The sequence below is a fragment of the Enterobacter cloacae complex sp. ECC445 genome, from assembly GCF_021892025.1.
GTDB classification, from domain to species: domain Bacteria; phylum Pseudomonadota; class Gammaproteobacteria; order Enterobacterales; family Enterobacteriaceae; genus Enterobacter; species Enterobacter chengduensis.
Map to the genome: position 1 here is coordinate 157,807 of NZ_JAKLRZ010000002.1, position 20,242 is coordinate 178,048.

Annotated in this window: 18 protein-coding genes and 1 pseudogene; 15 read left to right on the forward strand and 4 right to left on the reverse strand. The window is 57.4% G+C overall.

Annotated elements, in window-relative coordinates; genetic code table 11:
* Positions 1 to 224: 224 nt before the first annotated feature.
* Entirely contained in the window at positions 225 to 893 is a 669-nt protein-coding gene (locus L6R44_RS02150; protein WP_237423077.1) for a GntR family transcriptional regulator, read from the forward strand.
* A gap of 119 nt (positions 894 to 1,012) precedes the next feature.
* Here L6R44_RS02150 and pqqU read toward each other — a convergent pair whose 3' ends face one another.
* Positions 1,013 to 3,127, reverse strand: a complete 2,115-nt coding sequence (gene pqqU / locus L6R44_RS02155) for a TonB-dependent receptor PqqU (RefSeq protein ID WP_237423078.1) — start codon at positions 3,125 to 3,127, stop codon at positions 1,013 to 1,015.
* A gap of 240 nt (positions 3,128 to 3,367) precedes the next feature.
* Between pqqU and yncE the strand changes: the two genes are divergently transcribed.
* Positions 3,368 to 4,429: a 7-bladed beta-propeller protein YncE gene (gene yncE, locus L6R44_RS02160; RefSeq protein WP_237423079.1), complete on the forward strand. Its 1,062-nt coding sequence runs from the start codon at positions 3,368 to 3,370 to the stop codon at positions 4,427 to 4,429.
* 90 nt (positions 4,430 to 4,519) lie between these two features.
* On the opposite strand, the gene ansP is transcribed toward yncE, so the two are convergent.
* Positions 4,520 to 6,016, reverse strand: coding sequence for an L-asparagine permease (ansP, locus tag L6R44_RS02165; RefSeq protein WP_032640809.1), 1,497 nt, complete (start codon positions 6,014 to 6,016; stop codon positions 4,520 to 4,522).
* Between the two features lie 536 nt (positions 6,017 to 6,552).
* On the opposite strand from ansP, the gene L6R44_RS02170 reads away from it, so the two are divergent.
* A complete protein-coding gene (locus tag L6R44_RS02170) occupies positions 6,553 to 6,951 on the forward strand; it encodes a (R)-mandelonitrile lyase (RefSeq protein ID WP_032640807.1) in 399 nt (132 codons plus the stop codon).
* Here the strand turns inward: L6R44_RS02170 and L6R44_RS02175 are convergent.
* Positions 6,948 to 8,483 carry a methyl-accepting chemotaxis protein gene (locus tag L6R44_RS02175; RefSeq protein ID WP_237423080.1) on the reverse strand — a complete coding sequence of 512 codons (1,536 nt, stop codon included), beginning with the start codon at positions 8,481 to 8,483 and terminating at the stop codon, positions 6,948 to 6,950. The two genes, L6R44_RS02170 and L6R44_RS02175, sit on opposite strands and share 4 nt — an antisense overlap.
* Before the next feature lie 343 nt (positions 8,484 to 8,826).
* On the opposite strand from L6R44_RS02175, the gene L6R44_RS02180 reads away from it, so the two are divergent.
* The 12 genes and pseudogenes from L6R44_RS02180 to L6R44_RS02235 all read left to right on the forward strand — a co-directional run bounded on the left by L6R44_RS02180 (position 8,827) and on the right by L6R44_RS02235 (position 19,915).
* A complete protein-coding gene (locus L6R44_RS02180; protein ID WP_237423081.1) occupies positions 8,827 to 9,366 on the forward strand; it encodes an AAA family ATPase in 540 nt (179 codons plus the stop codon).
* 110 nt (positions 9,367 to 9,476) lie between these two features.
* On the forward strand, positions 9,477 to 10,496 hold the full coding sequence (locus tag L6R44_RS02185) for an LLM class flavin-dependent oxidoreductase (RefSeq protein ID WP_237423082.1): 1,020 nt from the start codon (positions 9,477 to 9,479) through the stop codon (positions 10,494 to 10,496).
* A complete protein-coding gene (locus L6R44_RS02190; RefSeq protein ID WP_237423083.1) occupies positions 10,475 to 11,596 on the forward strand; it encodes an amidohydrolase in 1,122 nt (373 codons plus the stop codon). The genes L6R44_RS02185 and L6R44_RS02190 overlap by 22 nt, the downstream gene beginning before the upstream one ends.
* Before the next feature lie 16 nt (positions 11,597 to 11,612).
* A pseudogene (locus L6R44_RS02195) lies at positions 11,613 to 13,876 on the forward strand (NtaA/DmoA family FMN-dependent monooxygenase).
* A gap of 9 nt (positions 13,877 to 13,885) precedes the next feature.
* Entirely contained in the window at positions 13,886 to 14,395 is a 510-nt protein-coding gene (locus L6R44_RS02200; RefSeq protein ID WP_237423084.1) for a GNAT family N-acetyltransferase, read from the forward strand.
* A gap of 9 nt (positions 14,396 to 14,404) precedes the next feature.
* Positions 14,405 to 15,331, forward strand: coding sequence for an amino acid ABC transporter permease (locus L6R44_RS02205; RefSeq protein WP_237423085.1), 927 nt, complete (start codon positions 14,405 to 14,407; stop codon positions 15,329 to 15,331).
* Positions 15,315 to 16,088 (forward strand): amino acid ABC transporter ATP-binding protein, encoded by a 774-nt coding sequence (locus tag L6R44_RS02210; protein WP_045326522.1) that lies wholly within the window; start codon positions 15,315 to 15,317, stop codon positions 16,086 to 16,088. The genes L6R44_RS02205 and L6R44_RS02210 overlap by 17 nt, the downstream gene beginning before the upstream one ends.
* Positions 16,089 to 16,097: 9 nt before the next feature.
* Entirely contained in the window at positions 16,098 to 16,985 is an 888-nt protein-coding gene (locus L6R44_RS02215) for a transporter substrate-binding domain-containing protein (protein ID WP_032640787.1), read from the forward strand.
* A gap of 42 nt (positions 16,986 to 17,027) precedes the next feature.
* Complete coding sequence (locus L6R44_RS02220; protein WP_237423086.1) at positions 17,028 to 17,645, forward strand: glutathione S-transferase family protein; 618 nt, start codon at positions 17,028 to 17,030, stop codon at positions 17,643 to 17,645.
* A 37-nt stretch (positions 17,646 to 17,682) separates the two neighbouring features.
* Positions 17,683 to 17,913, forward strand: a complete 231-nt coding sequence (gene pptA, locus L6R44_RS02225) for a tautomerase PptA (protein ID WP_032640783.1) — start codon at positions 17,683 to 17,685, stop codon at positions 17,911 to 17,913.
* A 190-nt stretch (positions 17,914 to 18,103) separates the two neighbouring features.
* The gene (locus tag L6R44_RS02230; protein WP_237423087.1) at positions 18,104 to 19,105 is read left to right on the forward strand and encodes a Kdo(2)-lipid IV(A) acyltransferase; all 1,002 of its coding nucleotides are present in this window, start codon (positions 18,104 to 18,106) and stop codon (positions 19,103 to 19,105) included.
* Between the two features lie 168 nt (positions 19,106 to 19,273).
* Entirely contained in the window at positions 19,274 to 19,915 is a 642-nt protein-coding gene (locus tag L6R44_RS02235) for a helix-turn-helix domain-containing protein (RefSeq protein ID WP_237423088.1), read from the forward strand.
* Here the strand turns inward: L6R44_RS02235 and L6R44_RS02240 are convergent.
* Complete coding sequence (locus tag L6R44_RS02240; RefSeq protein WP_063142676.1) at positions 19,908 to 20,207, reverse strand: ArsR/SmtB family transcription factor; 300 nt, start codon at positions 20,205 to 20,207, stop codon at positions 19,908 to 19,910. The two genes, L6R44_RS02235 and L6R44_RS02240, sit on opposite strands and share 8 nt — an antisense overlap.
* Positions 20,208 to 20,242: the final 35 nt, after the last annotated feature.

Genomic DNA, 20,242 nt, shown 5'->3' on the forward strand with positions numbered 1-20,242 from the left:
ATATTTATTTGTGAAGATACGATATATTGTCTTTAATTAACGAACATGGTTTTTCGCGCCTGCATACCGAATGGGCCGAAACCAAAAAAAACAAAATTTGCTTTTTTTGCTGTTTTTTACGTACTTCCCACCACCAGGCATGACGATACAGGATATATCGGAACAGCGTCACTTATTTAACTGACGCTTAAAATAGCATTAAGTTTTAGCTACAGGAATTGAACATGCTTGATTTGGATCACTTAGAAAAAGCCCAAAGGGTTAGCCTTACCATGCAAGTTGAACTCAGTTTGAAAGGCGCGTTAATTACAGGCTCGCTCAAACCTGGGGCGCGACTGATTACCAAAGAGATCGCCGATAAATTAGGAACCAGTATTACCCCGGTTCGGGAGGCGCTTTTGCGCCTGGTGTCATCGGGGGCGTTACACGCCACGCCCGCGCAGGCCTTTCTGGTTCCGGAGGTGACGCTGGAGCGTTATAACGAGATTAACGCGATTAGAAAACAGCTTGAGCCGATGGCGGTCGCCGCCGCCTGTCAGAACATGTCGGAAGGCAAGCTGGAGATATTGCGCAACATGTCAGAGGCATTCCATGAGGCCATGCGCAACGGCAACGTTCAGCAGGCGCTTCATGCGAATCGCGTCTTCCGCTTTACGCTTTATCAGTATGCGGAAATGCCGACGCTCAATGCACTCATTGAGCAGCTCTGGGTGCGCATCGGACCCTGTATGAACTATCTGCATCAGGAGCTTAACGACATCAAAGCGTCGACATATCACTATGACGAGCTCCTTTCCGCCCTTGAACGACGCGATGTTATAGCCTGTCAGAAGGCGATTGATAATGTGATTGATGAAGCGAATGTGCTTTTACAGCGACAATATTTTAACTGAGCGATTATTTAACAGAGCGACTATATACCGCAGCTAATTATTTATCTGGTGAATACCTCCCGAGGGCAATAAGCCCTCGGGAGGGTTATTTCATAAATATAATAAACGTTTCTCTTTGCTTACTCGAAGCGATAAGAGACCGACAGCCCGACCCCGTAGTTACGGCCTGGCGCAGGCTCGTAATAACGCCCGTTGGACTCATTGACAATAACCGAGCCAACATATTCTTTGTCAAACAGGTTATCGACGCGGCCAAACACGTCCATGCCCCAGTTGCCATAGTCGAATTTATACCCGGTGTTCAGTCCGACCACCGTATACGACGGCGCTTTGGCCGTGTTCTCGTCGTCGGCCATGATATCGCTCATGTAGCGTACGTCAGAACCCGCGTACCAGCCTTCCTCCGGCTGCCAGCCAAACGAGGCGTAGCCCATGTTGCGGGCGATACCCGGCATACGGTTACCGTTGCAGTCTGCGTCGCCGCAGACGTTGGTGCGGTAGGTAGCGTCCAGGTATGTCCAGGCCAGCTTCAGCTTCCAGTTCTCGGCAAACTGCTGGTCGAGGGAGAGCTCTGCCCCCTGACGGCGGGTTTTACCGGCGTTTTTATAGCTGGTACGTCCGCCCGCGCTGGCATCCACCACGATCTCATCATCCGTATCGGTGCGGAACAGCGCTGCCGTCAGCAGGCCATTGCCGATGCGGGTTTTGCTGCCCACTTCGTACGTGTTGTTCGTGGACGGCTTCAGGCCGATGTTCAGGCCGCCCTGATTATCGGCGCGATAAGAAAGTTCGTTGATGGTCGGCGTTTCGAATCCACGTCCTGCGGCCGCATAAAGGTTCCATGCGTCCGTGACCGCATACTTCACGGAGCCCGCCGGGAGCCATTTGTGGTAGCTGGCGTCACCGCTGTCATCACCGTTGCCCGGCGTAACATAGTGGTCGTTGGAATCAAACCAGACCGAGCTGTAGCGAACACCGGCATCAACAGAGAGTTTCTGCGTCAGCTGCCAGCTCGTTTGCAGGTAAGGATCGACGTTCCACATCAGATTACGTTCATCCCGGCGCTTATCACCCTTCACGCCGTAGTCCGGCACGCCGTTGGTCATCACGAAGTTTTCGTAGCCGCGGCGATCCTCGCTCAGGTTTTCGTAGTTCAGACCGGTGGTAAAGGTCACCGGCACCAGCAGTTCGCCACGGTGCGTCCAGCGGGTATCAATACCCTGGTAATGACGCTGCATATCAATCACCCCTCCGGAGTGGGAGGCTTTCAGCTGAGGCTGATACGGAATCGACTGGTACTGCGTCATTTCACGCTCGCCGGCGTACATCATTACGCTGAGGTCGTCCCGGGTGCTGAGCTGGCGATCGTAGCGCAGACCGGCCTGGGTCTGCTTGATGGTTTTACGGGTGTTGTACTGATCGCCGCGCGGAGACTGGCGCGGGTTATTCTGCCATTCCTGATAGCTCAGGCCGCCCGGATCGTTGGCCTTCATGTCCACGCTGTTGAAAATCAGCGTCAGCTTGCTGACGTCATCAATACGCACGCCAAGTTTTGCATTGGCCAGATTCTTCCGCGCGCCGCTGTGGTCGCGGTATCCCGTGGTGGTGAAGCGGGTAGTGGAAACGGTGTAATCCACGTCTCCCGCGTGGGTGCCATCTCCCATCGCGCCGGTGGCCTTCATGCCGTAGCGCCAGGTCCCGTAGCTGCCGTAATAGCTGCTGGCTTCAATGGTCGGCGGCTGCTGTCCGGTCTGGGTATTGATGTTAATCACGCCGCCGGAGGCGTTGCCGTACAGGGCGGAGAAGGGGCCGCGCAGCACTTCAACGCTCTCCACGCTGGAGAGATCGATATTGGAGGTCTGGCCCTGTCCGTCCGGCATGGTGGCAGGGATCCCGTCGACGTACATACGGATCCCGCGCACGCCAAAGGTTGAGCGGGCACCAAATCCACGCATCGAAAGCTGGAGATCCTGGGCATAGTTCTGACGGTTCTGAATTTGCAGCCCGGGTACGCTGCCAAGCGATTCTGACAGGTTGATGCGGGGCGCGGCCTGGCGCATATCATCGCCATTCACGACGCTGACGGCGGCAGGGGTATCCAGTTCCGATACGGTTTGCGGCGTGGCGCTGACGATCATGGTCTGTTCCTCCGCGCTCATTGCGGTCAGCGGCGCGAAAACAACGGGAACCAGCAGCAGCGGGAGAGAAGCCTTACGGGCAGAAATGATTTTCATGAATAAAACCGATTGTGGTGTAAACGAACCAAATGGAACATGTCCATACATGTTAAAGGTTTTGTAAATGTTTTGAAAACTATAACCGCACATTGCGTTAATGAAAGGCGAGAGGGTAAAGAAAAACTCCACATTCAACTGATTAATGATTACTATTCTCATTATCAAAAGGCAATGCCATGACGTTGTCTGCCGGAAGTGATGTCAGCCCAAACCCCACTTTTCAGAAAAGGAATTGTTATGTCTTTACGTCATCTGCGCTCGCCGCGTCTGAGCCTGTCGCTGCTGTCTGCCACCTTACTGCTTGCCGGGACGTTCCAGGCGCATGCCGCCGAAGAGGTGCTGCGCAAAGCGGTGGGCAAAGGGGCGTATGAAATGGCGGTCAGCCAGCAGGAAAATGCGCTGTGGGTGGCGACGTCACAAAGTCGTAAAACCGACAAGGGCGGGGTTGTCTACCGTCTTGATCCGGTCACGCTGGACGTGACGCAGGCAATCCATAGCGATCTCAAACCCTTTGGTGCCACCGTTGACAACGCGACCCAAACGCTGTGGTTCGGCAATACGATCAGCGGCGCGGTAACGGCTATTGATGCAAAAACGGGCGACGTGAAAGGGCGCTTGGTGCTGGACGGCCGTCAGCGCAGCGAAACCGTCAAACCGCTGCAGCCGCGCCAGCTGGTGGCGGATGACGCAAGCAACACGATTTACATTACCGGCGTCGGCAAAGAGAGCGTGATTTGGGTGGTCGATGGCGCCACGCTGAAGCTGAAAGAGACCATTGCCAATACCGGTACCTACAGCACCGGCCTGGCGCTGGATGCGCAGGCGAAACGTCTATACACCACGAATGCGGACGGCGAGCTGATAACGATTGATACGGCCACCAACAAGATCCTGAGCCGTAAAAAAGTGCAGGACGACGGGAAAGAGCACTTCTACCTGAACCTGAGCCTCGACGCCGCCGGCCAGCGCGCGTTCCTGACCGATTCAAAGCAGCCGGAAGTGCTGGTAGTGAGCCTGAAGGACGGCAGCGTGATCGAGAAAATCGCCGCGCCGGAGTCACTGGCCGTCCTGTTTAACCCGGCCCGCAATGAAGCGTACGTGACGCACCGTGAAGCCGGTAAGGTGAGCGTGATTGACGGAAAAACATACAAAGTGACCAAAACGTTCGATACGCCGGTCCACCCGAACAGCCTGGCGCTGTCTGCCGATGGCAAAACGCTGTACGTGACGGTGAAACAGAAATCTACCCGCCAGCAGGAAGCCACCCAGCCTGACGACGTGATTCGTATCGCGCTCTAGTAAGGGATTGCCCGGTGGCGCTGCGCTTACCGGGCCTACAAAACCTGAAACGTAGGCCGGGCAAGGCGAAGCCGCCGCCCGGCTTTTTGATTAACGCGAGGTCTCTTCTACCAGCGGGGCGTCGTGTTTTTCATCATCAGGATGAACCGGCGCGGTGCTGTGAATTTCGTGAACGCGCTTACGCACGCCAAACCAGCCCGCAATCAGCAGCACGGCCAGCAGCGGAATGGTCGCGATGGTGTAGGTGCCGTTCGGGTAGTCGAACGCCATCAGCACCAGCACGCTGAACAGGAAGAGCAGGGTGAGCCAGGAGGTTACCGGCGCGCCGGGCAGCTTGAAGCTGACGTCAGCGGCTTTGCCTTCCTTAATCGCCTTGCGCAGACGCATCTGGCAGACCACGATAAAGCCCCAGGAGGCGATAATCCCGAGTGCAGCCACGTTCAGTACGATCTCGAACACCTGAGACGGCACCAGGTAGTTCAGGAATACGCCGAAGACGTACACCACCAGGGTCGCCAGAATACCCGCATACGGTACGTGCTGCTTGCTCATCTTCGACATGAACTTCGGCGCAGAGCCGCCCATCGACATGGAGCGCAGGATACGACCGGTAGAGTAAAGGCCGGAGTTGAGGCTGGAAAGCGCCGCCGTCAGCACCACGATGTTCATGATGCTGCCCACGTAAGGCACGCCCAGCTTAGAGAAGAAGGTTACAAACGGGCTCTGGCCCGCCTGATAGGCGTTCCACGGCAGCAGCAGTACCAGCAGCACCACGGAACCGACGTAGAACAGACCGATACGCCAGATCACGCTGTTGATGGCTTTTGGCACCATGGTCTGCGGATCTTTACATTCACCCGCGGCGGTACCCACCAGCTCGATAGAGGCGAAGGCGAACACCACGCCCTGAACCAGCACCAGCGCAGGCAGCAGGCCGTGCGGGAAGAATCCGCCGTTATCGGTTATCAGATGGAAGCCGGTGGCGTTGCCGTCCAGCGGCTTGCCGCTGCCGAGGAAGACGGTACCCACGACCAGGAAGATCACGATGGCCAGCACTTTTACCAGCGCAAACCAGAACTCCATCTCCGCGAACCACTTCACGCCGATCATGTTCATGGTGCCGACAATCGCCAGCGCGCCAAGCGCAAAGACCCACTGCGGCACGTCACCGAACGCGCCCCAGTAGTGCATGTACAGCGCCACGGCGGTGATATCGACGATACCGGTCATCGCCCAGTTAACGAAGTACATCCAGCCCGCCACGTAAGCGGCCTTTTCACCGAGGAATTCACGGGCGTAAGAGACGAAGCTGCCGCTGGAAGGGCGATGCAGTACCAGTTCGCCCAGCGCACGAAGAATGAAGAAAGAGAAGATCCCGCACACCAGATAGACCAGGGCGAGAGCCGGGCCCGCCATCTGCAGGCGTGCACCCGCGCCTAAAAACAGACCCGTTCCGATAGCGCCGCCGATGGCGATCATTTGAACCTGACGGTTGCCCATCGCCTTGTGGTAGCCCTCTTCGTGGGAGTTCAACCAGCGACGTTTAGCAGCATGATGATCGGCTGCGCTTTTATTGCTTGTTTTCATTGAGTTACCTGTTTGCCTGTCTGAACCATTATCGTGATAGTCCTGCCTGGCAGAGCGCAATACAAACGATTGCTTCTGCGCAAACACATGTCGCCTTCCCAGTCATTCTGCGTATGGATAAGGCGAAACATGGCGAGGCATCCTACCTGCAATTCATAAGCGACGCAAAATATAACCGTGCCGAAAGTGATGCACGTCGAAGGAAATCGTGTGGTCAGAGCAGACGGGGATCACAACACGCTGAATCGTGGTGAGTTTTTAGACAAAACGGTCGGCCGGTTGATGATTTAATCATCAGATTCGCTTAATAATTACCAGGTGGTATAGATGTGGAATGCTGAAGTGCATCTAACAGTAACCTGAAGGCGGTAGTGTGTTGGCGACGGCTCGGATAATGAGAGCAGGTCGTTGACGCTATCTTTAAGCATCGCGATTCTATTAATGAATTTCAGTCATGGGTTCAATCTGATTATGCACTCTAATGCTCCGGAGTGCTTTGCGCTACTGTTTACGCAACAGCAAAAGAGGAGCATACGATGAAAATTATCCGCAGCGGTTCATTACCTTCAGCAAAGGGGCCGGAAGCCTGGTTCACCGGCACCGTCCGTATAGATGCGCCATTCCAGGCGAGTGAACCTGCCAGCGTCGGCGGCGCCACCGTCACCTTCGAGCCCGGCGCGCGCACGGCGTGGCATACGCATCCCCTGGGACAAACGCTGATTGTGACGCAGGGTCGCGGCTGGTTACAGGAGTGGGGCAAGGCGGCGGAAATATTGAATCAGGGCGATATCGCCTGGATCCCACCCGGCGTAAAACACTGGCACGGCGCCTGTGCGCAAACGGCGATGACGCATATTGCCATCGCCGAATCCGTTAACGGCAGCCCGGTAACATGGCTGGAAAAGGTCACCGACGAGCAGTACCCGAACGGTTAACCGCCAAAAACGGCAATCGCCTGCTGCAGTCGCGTCGTGCGCTGCGTCAGGTGATTGGCGGCGTGAGTGACGTTATCCACCATCCCCGTATTGTTGTGGGTCATTGCACCAATTCGGGAGAGGGATGCGTTGATGAGCGTCAGCGCCTGGGTTTGCTCCTGCGTAGCGTGGCCGATCTCCTTAATCAGGGAGGAGACCTGCAGCACATTGGCGATCATGACCGCCAGCTGCGTTTCGGTCTGCTCTACTTTCTCCACGCCAGCGTTGACGCTGGCGACGTTTTTCTCAATCAGCGCTTTGATCTCTTTCGCCGCCGTCGCGGAGTGCTGCGCCAGGTTGCGTACCTCAGCCGCCACCACGGCGAACCCGCGCCCGGCTTCACCCGCGCGCGCCGCTTCCACGGCCGCATTCAGCGCCAGGATATTGGTCTGGAAGGCAATACGATCGATAACGCTGATAATATCGACGATCTGGCCGTTATCCTGCGACACGGACTGCATCATACCGATGGTCTCATTCATCATCGCTTCACCGCGATGGGCGCTGTCGCGGGTGCGGTCCGCCATCTGGATCGCCTCGTTCGCGGTTTCTGCCGTCTGCTTCACCGCGCTGGCGATCTCTCCCACCGCCGACGCGGTTTGCTGCAGAAAATCTGCGGTCTCTTCAGAGCGCGTTTGCAGCGCCGCACCTTCTTTCGCGACCTGCTGGCTGATGGCGCCAATACCGCTGATTTGCGCCCCGACATCGTCGACCAGCGAATTCAGGTTTAAGCCAGACTGATTCACCAGGCGCATCATCAGCCCAATATCGTCGATCCTGTCAAAATGGTAATAGGCCGTTTTACGCCCTGAAACCACGCGCTGCATCTGTTGCACAATCGATTTTACCGGCCGGGCGATCTGCGCATGAAGATAAAAGGCCAGGGCAATAAACAGCAGCGCGAGAGTACCCGTCAGAACAGGTTTATCCGGGAATAAATACACCGTCAGGCAGGAGAGTAGCGCCGTCGCAGCAATACCAAGATGGATTCGTTTAGCGGTGCTGAGACATTTAAAGAGCGACAAAAACGAAAATAGTCCGCGCCGCACCAGTAATCCTTTATAAAAGCGGTAATGTTTTAACTGGTTATTACGCGCCTTTTCATACAGTTTTTCACTGGCCGCGATCTCGTCCCGGGCGGGTATATTTCGCACGGAAATATACCCCGTCAGGGATCCACCCTGCCAGACCGGCGTCACGTTAGCCCGCACCCAGTAGTGATCGCCATTATGACGACGGTTTTTCACCAGCCCGGTCCAGGTCTCGCCCTGCTGAAGGGTATACCACATGTCGGCAAACGCGGCGGCAGGCATATCGGGATGGCGAATGAGGTTATGCGGCACGCCAAGAAGATGTTCTTCCTTATATCCGCTGGCTTCAATAAAAGCGGAATTAGCATAGGTAATATGGCTTTTTGTATCGGTGGTCGACATTAACGTCGAACTATCGTTAAGCAAATATTCGTTTTGTGTAACGGGTGTGTTACGCCTCATGAGTAACTCCATGATGATGTGCAAAAATAAAATAAACTCCGGAAAATGCTCCGGTAAGATTAATGTGATTATTTTTATAACTGTCCGTTTCTTATTCTCCCTGAAATGATGATTGCCTGAAATACCCGGCGTTAATTATTTTTAATACATGAGGGTTATGGGATGTAATAAAAATGAAAATATTTGCATGGCCGTTTATGAACGGCGCTGCAAATAAATGACATAAGCCAAATTGAAAGGGGGAGATCGTCTCCCGATAAAAATTGCCGAGCCGAAATAGCGTTTCGTTAACAGGATGAAAACGCTATGATTTGGTCAGTTTCGTTAACACAGTGGGGATAGGGTGAAAATTAACGTCATCGGAACCAGCGGGAGCGGAAAAAGCACGCTGGCAAAGCAGATTGCAGCCGAACTGGCCATTCCCTATATCGAGATGGACAGACTCTACTGGCAACCTGACTGGCAGGGGACGCCGGACGACGAGTTTCAGGCAAAGCTGGCGCAGGCGCTACAGGCGTCGCCAGACTGGGTGCTGGACGGTAACTACAACCGCACGCGGCCTGTCAAATGGCGCGATGTAGATGTGGTGGTGTGGGTGGATTACGGATTTACCCGCACCCTCTGGCAGGCCGTCACGCGGGCAATGAAGCGGGCCTGGCATAAGCACGAGCTTTGGCCGGGAACGGGGAACAGAGAGAGTTTCCGTCGCGCGTTCTTTAGCAGAGAATCCATTATCATCTGGACGATTAAGACCTGGCGAAACAACCGCTCGCGTTACACAGCCGATCTGCAAAACCCGCAATATGGCCATATTCGCTTTGCGCGCATCACCCGCCGGGAGCAGGCACAAACGCTGATTGCCTCCTTAAAGTCTTATTCTTAGCATGGTTTTATATATCTGATTTCCGGCAAACCAAATGTAAATTAATTGTTTCTCAGTGGTGAAATGCGCCTTTAATAATGTCGACATGTTAAGTCAAACGAGAACGCAACATGTCATGGCGAATCAGCATTCTGGATAAAAGCCCCATCGCTGAAAACGAAACGGCTGCCGATGCACTGGCGCGTACCCTTGCGCTGGCGCAGCAGGCAGAAAATCTGGGCTATCACCGCTTCTGGATTGCCGAGCACCACAACACCCCACACCTTGCCAGCCCTTCACCAGAGCTGCTGATTGCCTGGATCCTTGGGCAAACCACGCGCATCCGCGTTGGGTCCGGCGGCGTCATGCTTCAGCACTACAGCCCCTATAAAGTCGCCGAGAACTTCAACGTACTGGCCGCGCTGGCGCCCGGTCGCGTCGATCTCGGCGTCGGGAAAGCCCCCGGCGGCCTGCCGCTCTCAACCCGCGCGCTGCAGCAGGGGCTGAATCAAGAGGAAAAGGGCAGCTTCGCCGAACAGCTGGCCCAGCTCGATCGCTGGATCCGTCCTGAACATCCGTCAACCGAGGATGCCGTCCGCGCCACGCCGCTGCCGCCGTCGCCAGCAGAACGCTTTCTGCTGGGCGCGAGTACCGATAGCGCGCTGCTGGCCGCCAGGCTCGGCTGGGACTTTGTGTTTGCCGCGCACCTGAACGGCGATCCGGACCTGCTGCGCGAGGTGATTTCAACCTGGCGTAAGAACAGCGCGCGGGACGCGATTGTGGCGGTGCAGGCGATTGTTGCGCCGACGAAGGCCGAAGCGGAAGCCCTGGCGCAGAAGGTCGAAGCGTGGGGCGTTGAGCTGGCAAACGGCCAGCGCGTGACCGTCGCCAGCGAAGAGCAGGCCTACGCGTTTGCGCGTCAGGCGGGGAGCGAGCCGGTGCGCATTGCGCGCCGCGCCCAGTCGCTGCTGGCGGGCACGGCCGAGTCGGTCCTGGGGCAGCTCAACGCGCTGCACCGGCAGTGGGGCATTGACGAATTTATTATCGACACGCCGGTCGCGGAGGGGGCAACGCGCGTCGCGTCGCTGCGTCTGCTTGCCGAGGCGCGTCTTAACAGGGAGGTTACGGTATGCGTTTTGGCGAACAGCTGATTGCCTGGCGCCGGGAGCTGCACCAGAACCCGGAGCTGTCCGGTCAGGAAGTGGAGACCACCACACGCCTGCGCCAGTGGCTGACCAATGCCGGGATTACCCCGCAGCCTTACGATCTGTCTACCGGACTGGTGGCGGAAATCGGCTCGGGCAGCAAACTGATTGCGCTGCGGGCAGATATTGATGCCCTGCCGATAGAGGAGCGCAGCGGCGTGCCGTTTAGCTCACAGCGTGCAGGCGTAATGCATGCCTGCGGGCACGATATCCACACCAGCGTGATCCTCGGCGCCGCGCTAAAGCTGAAAGAGCGGGAGGCCTCGCTTAAGGGTCGGGTGCGGATCCTGTTTCAGCCTGCCGAAGAGAACTTTGGCGGTGCGAAGAGCATGGTGCGGGCCGGCGCCCTGCGTGACGTCAGCGCGATTTTCGGCATGCACAACGAGCCCGGCCTGCCGGTCGGTGAGTTCGCCACCCGCGGCGGGCCGTTTTATGCCAACGTCGACCGCTTTGTGATCCGCATTACCGGCAAGGGGGCGCACGCCGCACGTCCGCATGAAGGCAACGACGCCATCGTGCTGACGAGCCAGCTGGTGACGGCGCTGCAAAGCGTCGCCAGCCGCAACGTCAACACGCTGGATTCGGTGGTGCTGAGCGTGACGCGCATTGCGGGCGGTAACACCTGGAACGTGCTGCCTGAAAGCGTCGAGCTGGAAGGCACGCTGCGCACCCACCGCACGGAGGTGCAGCAGAACGTGAAGGCCCGCGTGGGCGAAATCGCGGCGGGGTTTGCCAGCGCCTTTAGCGCGCAGATTGACATTACCTGGTATGCCGGGCCTACCGCGCTGGTGAACGACGAGCGCTGGGCCGACTTCGCGACCTCGGTCGCCCGGGAAGCCGGGTATGAAACCCGTCACGCCGAGCTGCACATGGGCGGGGAAGATTTCGCGGTCTACCTGCAGCAGATCCCGGGGGCGTTTGTCAGCATCGGCAGCAACAGCCCGTATGGTTTACATCATCCGGCCTTCAATCCGGATGAAGCCTTAATTGAGCCCGCTGCCCGCTATTTTGCACAGCTGGCGGAAAAAGCCCTGCAACACGTTTAATTCAGGAGAGGTGAATATGTCTGCACATCGTCAACTGCGGCTGGGGACCATTTTGCAGGGTGCATCCGGGAATATGTCCGCCTGGCGTCACCCTGAGGCCGTCGCCGACGCCAGCATCAATTTTGATTTCGTCAAGGCGACGGCGCTAAAGGCGGAAGAGGGCAAACTCGATTTCCTGTTTGTGGCCGACGGTCTTTATATTAACGAGAAATCGATCCCGCATTTTTTAAATCGCTTTGAACCGCTAACGGTGCTCTCCGCGCTGGCCACCATCACCTCGCGTCTGGGGCTGGTGGGAACCTTATCCACCTCCTACAGCGAGCCCTTTACCACGGCGCGCCAGTTCGCCAGCCTGGACCACCTGACCAACGGACGCGCGGGCTGGAACGTGGTGACCTCGCCGCTGGAAGGGTCGGCAAAGAACTTCTCTCGCGAAAAACACCCCGAGCATGCGCTGCGCTACCGCATTGCGGATGAGTATCTCGACGTGGTGAAAGGGCTGTGGGATTCCTGGGAAGGCGACGCGTTTATCCGCAACAAGGAGAGCGGCCAGTTTTTTGACCCGGCCAAACTGCATGCGCTCGATCACCACGGTGACTTCTTCCAGGTCGCCGGGCCGCTGAATATTGGCCGCACGCCCCAGGGCCGTCCGATTGTCTTTCAGGCCGGGGCGTCGGACGACGGGAAAAAGCTGGCGGCGAAACATGCCGACGCCATTTTCACCCATCACGAAACGCTCGACGAGGCAAAAGCCTTTTACCGCGACGTAAAACAGCAGCTGGAAACAAACGGCCGCCGCGCGTCGGATCTCCATATTTTCCAGGGCGTCAGCGTGATTGTGGGGAAAGACGCCGACGACGTGGAAAACCAGTATCAAACCACGGCGGCGCTGGTGTCGATTAACGATGCTCTCAACTACCTCGGGCGTTATTTCGAACATCACGACTTCAGCCAGTATCCGCTCGACGAGCCGTTCCCGGATATCGGCGACTTAGGCAAAAACAGCTTCCGCAGCACCACCGATGAAATCAAGCGTAACGCCCGCGAGCGCGGCTTAACCCTGCGCCAGGTGGCGCTTGAGGCCGCTTCCCCGCGCCCGCGCTTTTCCGGCACGCCGGAAGAGGTTGCGGACGGCCTGCAGGCGTGGTTTGAGGGCTATGCCGCAGACGGCTTCATCATTCAGGGCGGCACGCCGGACACCTTCCCGCGCTTTATTGACCAGGTGGTGCCCGTTTTACAGGCGCGCGGCCTGTTCCGTACCGACTATCCGGGCACCACGCTGCGCGAAAGTCTGGGCTTAGACCAACCGAAAAACCAGTACACACAACAATAAAAGAGAACACCGCTATGCAAAAATCATCGCTTGTTCTGGCGCTCGCGCTGGCCTTTACCCCTGCCGTCTGGGCAGAGAATGTGAATATTAACGGCACCGGCGTGAGCATCGAGGCCAATAAAACGCCGGTTAATACCGTCAAAAATGGAGAGGCGGTGGCGCAGCTGCCGAAAGACTATCGCTTTGCCGTGCCGGGGAAATTTACCGTTGCGGTGGCGGGACTCAATCAGCCGCCGCTGACGGTCTTCTCCGACGACAACAAAACGCTGCTGGGAAGCGAGGTCGACGTCGCCCGCCTGGTGGCGGACAGCCTCGGGCTGGAGCTGAACGTGGTGCCGACCTCCTGGGAAGACTGGCCGCTGGGCGTGGCGTCCGGGAAATATGATGCCGCCATCAGCAACATCACCGTCACCAAAGAGCGTAAAGAGAAGTTTGACTTTGCCACTTACCGTAAAGATTCCCTCGGGTTCTACGTGAAATCAAGCAGCCCGATCAAGTCGCTTGAGAAGGCGGAGGACATCGCCGGGCTGCGGATTATCGTCGGCTCCGGTACTAACCAGGAGGCCATCCTGCTGGCCTGGAACGCCGAGAACCTGAAGAAGGGGCTGAAGCCCTTTACCCCGATCTACACCAAAGACGATGCGGCCCAAACGCTGGCGCTACAGTCCGGGCGCGCGGATGCCTACTTTGGCCCGAACGTGATTGGCGCCTGGAAAGCGGCGCTGAACGGGAAAACCAGGCTGGTGGGCAGCGTCGACGGCGGCTGGCCGAAGGCGGCGCACATCGCGGTGACGCTGAAAAAAGGCAGCGGCCTGGTTGAGCCGGTGCAAACCGCGCTGAACGGCGTCATCAAAAACGGTGATTACGACAAAGTGCTGAACCGCTGGGGGGAAGGGGTGGAGCGTATTCCTCAGTCAGAGGTGAACCCGGCGGGCCTGGGCGATTAAGGAGGCGTAATGAGCGAACGATATCGTGATGTTTCACCGGAAGACGCCGAGCTTCAGCCCATCATCGAGGGGCTGTTCGGGGAATATGCGGCCCGCTACGGGGACTACTTCTCTAAAGACGCGGAGGTTGAACTCACCGAGTGGTATTTAGCGCCGCAGGGGCTGTTTATCGTCCTGGAGCGGGACGGAAAGATTATCGCCACCGGCGCGTACAAGCCTTTCGACGAACGCACCGCGGAAATCAAACGAATCTGGACGGACAAAACCCTGCGTCAGCAGGGGCTTGCCGGACGCGTGGTGCAGGAGCTGGAGCGCAGGGCGGTGCTGGCAGGGTATAGCCACATCTACCTGACAACCGGCTTTCGCCAGCCGGAGGCGGTCAGGCTTTATCTTAGCCAGGGCTATCAGCCGCAGTTCGATCTCAATCGGGATCCGGAAGAGTACAGCCAGCCGCCGTTTGACGGTCGGCTGCGCTTCACCAAAACGCTGGTACGCGAAGCGTTCAGTAAAACCGCATGAGGAACGACGATGAGCAACGTTGAAACCATTAAGGTGGTCCCGGCGCGTTATCCGCTGCGGGCCGTCGGCGCCGCGGTGGCGCTGTTTGTCCTGGCTGTCGTGATTCAGTCCGTGGCCTTTAACCCGCGCTGGGAGTGGGCGGTGTTCGCCCGCTGGTTCTTTGATCCGGTGATCCTCGAAGGCGTTGGGCAGACCCTGCTGCTGACGCTGATTGGCACCGCGCTGAGCGTGGTGTTTGGCGGCATGCTGGCGCTGGCGAGACTCTCGTCATCCTGGCTGCTGAGCAGCCTGGCGTGGGCGTACATCTGGCTGTTTCGGTCGCTGCCGCTGATCGTGGTGCTGATTATCCTGTACAACTTTTCCTATCTCTACGACACCCTCTCGCTCGGCGTGCCGTTCACCGGCATCACCTGGGGCCGCTTCGAAACCATCAACGTGCTCGGGCAGTTCTCTACCGCCGTGGTGGGGCTCACCCTGGTGCAGAGCGCCTATACCGCCGAGATCGTTCGCGGTGGATTCCTCGGGGTCGATCACGGGCAGTATGAGGCCGCCGCCGCGCTCGGCCTGCCGGCCTGGCGCCGCACGGTGCGCATCATTTTACCGCAGGCGCTGCGCACCATTCTGCCTTCCGGTTTCAACGAAATCATCAGCCTCGCCAAGGGCACGGCGATGGTGTACGTCCTGGCGATGCCGGAGCTGTTCTATACCATCCAGATGATTTACAACCGCACGCAGGAGGTGATCCCGCTGCTGATGGTGGGCGCGGCCTGGTATCTGGTCATCACCACCGTCTTATCCGCTATTCAATATGGCGTTGAACGCGCGCTTGCCCGCAGCGAACGCCGATCTGCCGTTAATCAGAACCGCGTCGCCCGTCGCCCCCGCTCGGTCGCGACCACGCCAGCACAGGAGCCTATCCATGCAAGCCTCTCCTGAAGGACACATCTCAATAACCGGCGTCAGCAAGTACTTTGGCCGACACAAGGCGCTCGACAACGTTTCGCTTGAGATCCCGCCGGGATCCGTGACGGTGATCCTCGGCCCGTCCGGGTCGGGCAAATCGACGCTGCTGCGCACCATCAACCATCTGGAGCGCGTGGACGAAGGCTTTATTCAGATCGACGGAGACTACATTGGCTACCGTCGTCAGGGCGACAGGCTCTTCGAGCTGAAGGAGAAAGAGATCCTCAAGCAGCGCGTCAACGTGGGCTATGTGTTTCAGAACTTCAATCTCTTTCCGCACCTCACGGTGCTGGAAAACCTGATTGAGGCGCCCATCGCGCATAAAAAGCTCAGTAAAAAAGAGGCGGTCGAAAGGGCGTACAGCCTGCTGGACGTGGTCGGGCTGCGGGATAAAGCCGATGCCTGGTCTCGCCATCTCTCCGGTGGGCAGCAGCAGCGCATTGCCATTGCCCGCGCGCTGGCGCTGCGTCCTAGGGTGATGCTGTTTGATGAACCCACCTCGGCGCTGGATCCGGAGCTGGTGGGGGAAGTGCTGGACGTCATCAAAAAACTGGCCCGGTCGGGCACCACGCTGGTGGTGGTCACTCACGAGATCGGCTTTGCCCGGGAGGTGGCGGATCAGGTGGTGTTTATGGTCGACGGGAAAATCGTAGAGCAGGGCAGCAGCGACGCGGTGCTGAACCGTCCGTCTCATGCGCGAACGCGCCAGTTCCTGTCAAAAGTGCTGTAAGGAGCGCAAATGAAATACGGACTTCTGGCGGGGCTGCTTTTTACGACCGCGGGCCACGCCAGCATCGATCTGAAAGCCAACGAGCAGCCGCTGCCGGTGACGGTGGATCGCCAGGCCGTGGCGAAGATCCCCGCCGGTTACAAATTTGTTGAGCCGGGAACGCTGACGGTCGCCATCTCGATGCTTAACTCCCCGCCGCTGGCGCTTCTGGCCAGCGATAACCGCACGCGGATTGGCAGCGACCCGGATATCGCTCGCCTGCTGGCGGGCAGCCTGGGGCTGAAGCTCAAGCTGGTGCCGACGGCGTGGGAAGACTGGCCGCTGGGGATCGCTTCCGGGCGCTACGACGTGGCGCTGGTGAACATTGCGGTGACCGAACAGCGGAAAGAGAAATTTGATTTTGCGGCCTACCGCGTCGATTCGCTGGCGTTTTCGGTGAAATCCACCAGCGAGATCCAGTCAATCAAAAGCGCGGAAGATCTGGCCGGGAAAAAGGTGATCGTCGGCTCGGGGACGAATCAGGAGCGCATCCTGCTGGGCTGGAACGAAGAGAATAAAAAGGCGGGGCGGGCGCCAGCGCTGCCCGTCTATCTTCACGATGATGCTTCGGGCAATCTCTATATCCAGTCCGGCAGGGCAGACGTATTCTTTGGCCCTCAGTCGGTTTCAGCCTACAAGGCGGCGCTCACCGGCACGACCCGCGTGGTCGGATTAGGGCCGAAAAAAGCCTGGGTCGCAACCACCACCAAAAAAGGCAATGAGCTGGTCTACGCGCTGCAGGCCGCGCTGAACGGTGCGATTGCGCGGGGAGAGTACCAGAAGGTGCTGGCGCGCTGGGGTGAACAGGAGGAAGGGGTGGAACAGTCGGTGGTCAACCCGCCTGGAATAACCTACTGAGGGTGCTCTACACTTAGGATTTTCACTCCTGAGGGGGGCAACATGATTAAACTCTATGGCGTACCCGGCTGGGGCTCGGCGATCGGTGAAGTGATGCTAGTCCTGGCCGATATCCCTTATCAATTTATCAACGTGGACGGGTTTGACCAGCCCGGTCCGCAGCGTGAACTGCTGCAAAAGCTTAACCCGCTGCGTCAGGTCCCCACGCTGGAGCTGGAAAATGGCGCCATCATGACCGAAACGGCGGCCATTGCCCTGATGGTGCTCGACAGATGTCCCGATCTCGCCCCGCCGGTGGGGCAGGCTGAACGCCAGCAGTTTCAGCGTCTGCTGATCTGGTTTGTAGCCAACGTCTATCCCACTTTTACCTATGCGGACTACCCCGAACGCTGGGTGCCGGATGCGCCGGAACAGCTGCAGAAAAACTGCATCGAATACCGGAAATCGCTCTATCTATGGTTTGAAAGTCAGCTCAGGGCTGCCCCGTTTGCGCTGGGGGAAAGGCTGACGCTGCTGGATGTATATATTGCGGTAGCGCGCACCTGGGGGCCGCGCCATGACTGGTTTGCGACAAATACGCCGAGGTTTACGGCTGTTGCGGACACCGTCTGTCAGCTGCCGGAACTGCACAAGGTGTTAAAGGCCAACGCTATTATCTGATAACGTGGAACTCTTATTCACAAACGGAAGCTTGCACATGCCGCACGTCGATATTAAATGTTTTCCCCGTGATTTGAACGATGAACAAAAAACGGCCCTGGCGGCGGATATTGCCGGGGTCATTATTCGTCATCTCAACAGTAAAGACAGCTCAATATCCGTTGCGCTGAATCAGGTGGATCCAGAGGAGTGGAAAGCCCAGGTCTGGGACACCGAAATAGGACCGAAGCTGGAAGAGTTAATTAAAAAACCAGGCTATTCAATGTAAGCGCGTATGCCGGGGCGATCGCCTCTCCCCGGTTTTTCCCTTCTTGTTTTCCCGCTTTTCGCAAAAATCGATAAAAAAATATTTTATTTTATCCGCTACACTTTACGTTTATGGCTATATTTCATACCTCTTTAGGAAAGATGTTCAACAGAATCAGTTAAGGACAGATACGTTAAAGGATAATTTTCTGATGACAAAATTACCCCGTTTTTCACCCGCCTTTCTTCACCCGCGTTACTGGCTCAGCTGGGTCGGCATTGCCGCGCTGTGGCTGATTATGCTCCTGCCTTATCCGCTGCTGTTCCGTATCGGCCACGGGCTTGGACGGCTGGCGATGCGCCTGCTTCCCCGCCGCGTCGCGATTGCCCGCCGCAACCTCGAGCTATGCTTTCCCGAAATGGATGCCAACGAGCGTGAGGCGTTGCTGCAGCGTAATTTTGAATCGGTAGGAATGGGGGTGATCGAAACCGGAATGGCATGGTTCTGGCCTGCATGGCGGGTGCGGAAATGCTTTACCGTGACGGGTTATGAGCACATGGAAAAGGCGCGGGCGAAAGGCAATGGCGTGGTGCTCGTTGGCATGCACTTTCTCACCCTTGAGTTGGGCGCGCGGATCTTTGGCATGCTGAACCCCGGCATTGGGGTGTATCGCCCTAACAATAACGCGCTGCTGGACTGGCTGCAGACGCGCGGGCGCCTGCGCGCCAATAAAACCATGCTCGATCGTCATGATTTAAAGGGCATGATCCGCGCGCTGAAGCAGAATGAGATTCTGTGGTACGCCCCGGACCATGACTATGGCAAAACCAATAGCGTCTTTGTGCCGTTTTTTGCGGTACCGAATGCGGCCACGACCGCGGGAAGCTATATGCTGGTCAAAAGCGCTAAGCCTGCCGTGATCCCCTTTGTGCCGCGCCGCAGGGCGGATGGCACCGGCTACGAGCTGATTATTCTGGAGGATATTAGCGAGGCGCTGCAGGGAGGAGATAAAGAATCCGTTGCAACGCAGATGAACAGGGCGATTGAGCAAGCGGTACGGATGGCGCCAGAGCAGTATATGTGGCTGCACCGGCGCTTCAAAACGCGTCCTGAAGGCGTACCTGACCGATATGCCCCTCCGAAACAGACGGCAACACGGGATGACATTCTTTCCGCCGGCGATTTTTCTGACCGCTCAGGCATACAGCACTAAACCTCAGTTTCGCCGCGCCGCTGGTGGGCTGGCTGATGGCGCACCGATCCGAAACGTAAGGATACTGAATCGCAACGACATTTTCAGGATGTCGCTGCGGTTCAGTGCTTTATAAAACTCACCGCGCTGTATAGAATTGCCGCATCCACAGCGACGGGATATCACACGGTGACCGCAAGAGTTGATTATCAGATTGAAAAATATCTCCTGACCGAAGCCGCCGAACCGGCGCGCCTGACGCGCCAGTGGGCAGAGGTGCTGGAGGAGTGTCGTGAGCAACAATCCGGCGCAGAGGAGCGGCTGCGTCTCGCGTTGCTTAATGTGGATTATGTCACCAGCTTCGAGCTGCCCTTCAGACTGCTCCTCACCCGTGCGCCGCAGCTGATTGACGTTGTCAGGAAAGAGCTGCCGCTCAGCCAGAAAAACGTTCTGTTTAACGGCAAGCGCTTTGGCTGCGTCTATAGCCTTAAACAAGATCTGGCCGGAATACCTGACGAGTTTACCTACCAGCTGAAAACGCGTATCCAGCGCAGTGACGCAACGGGATGTAATGAACTCCCTTACAGGCAAATTGCCCAGCAGGTAAAAGCGCCAAAGGAACGCCTCAAGCTGGCTCTGGAAAGCGGGCTGTCCGTGACGGCACTCGACGGGCTTTTCTGGTTTGGCATTCAGCGCATCGCGGCGGATGTGCAAAGGCTACGTAAAACAGGGATGCGGATTGTGACCTCCAACGCCGAGGTGTTCGATACGCTGACCAAAACAACCCGGCAAATCCCTCTCTATCGTCTGGAAGGAATGGACATTACTTAACCTGAAGCAGGATCGCCATCAGCCCCGGGAAGCGGGCATCCAGATCCTCTCTTCGCAATGAAATCATGTTTTCTCGTCCCTGTGGACGCTGCCAGATCACGCCGCTGTCGCGCAGTACGCGCCAGTGATGGGTCATCGTAGACTTCACCACATCTTCCGGGCGCAGCGCGTTACAGCTGAGTTCGCTGCCATCGGCCAGCCGGCGAATTATCGACAGCCGGAGCGGGTTGCCGAGGGCAAACAGCACATTTTCCAGCAGTATTTGTTCAGTTTCAGGGTGGTTTGGGATCATCGTTTTCCTGCGTATGGCGTCAGATTGAGCTATAT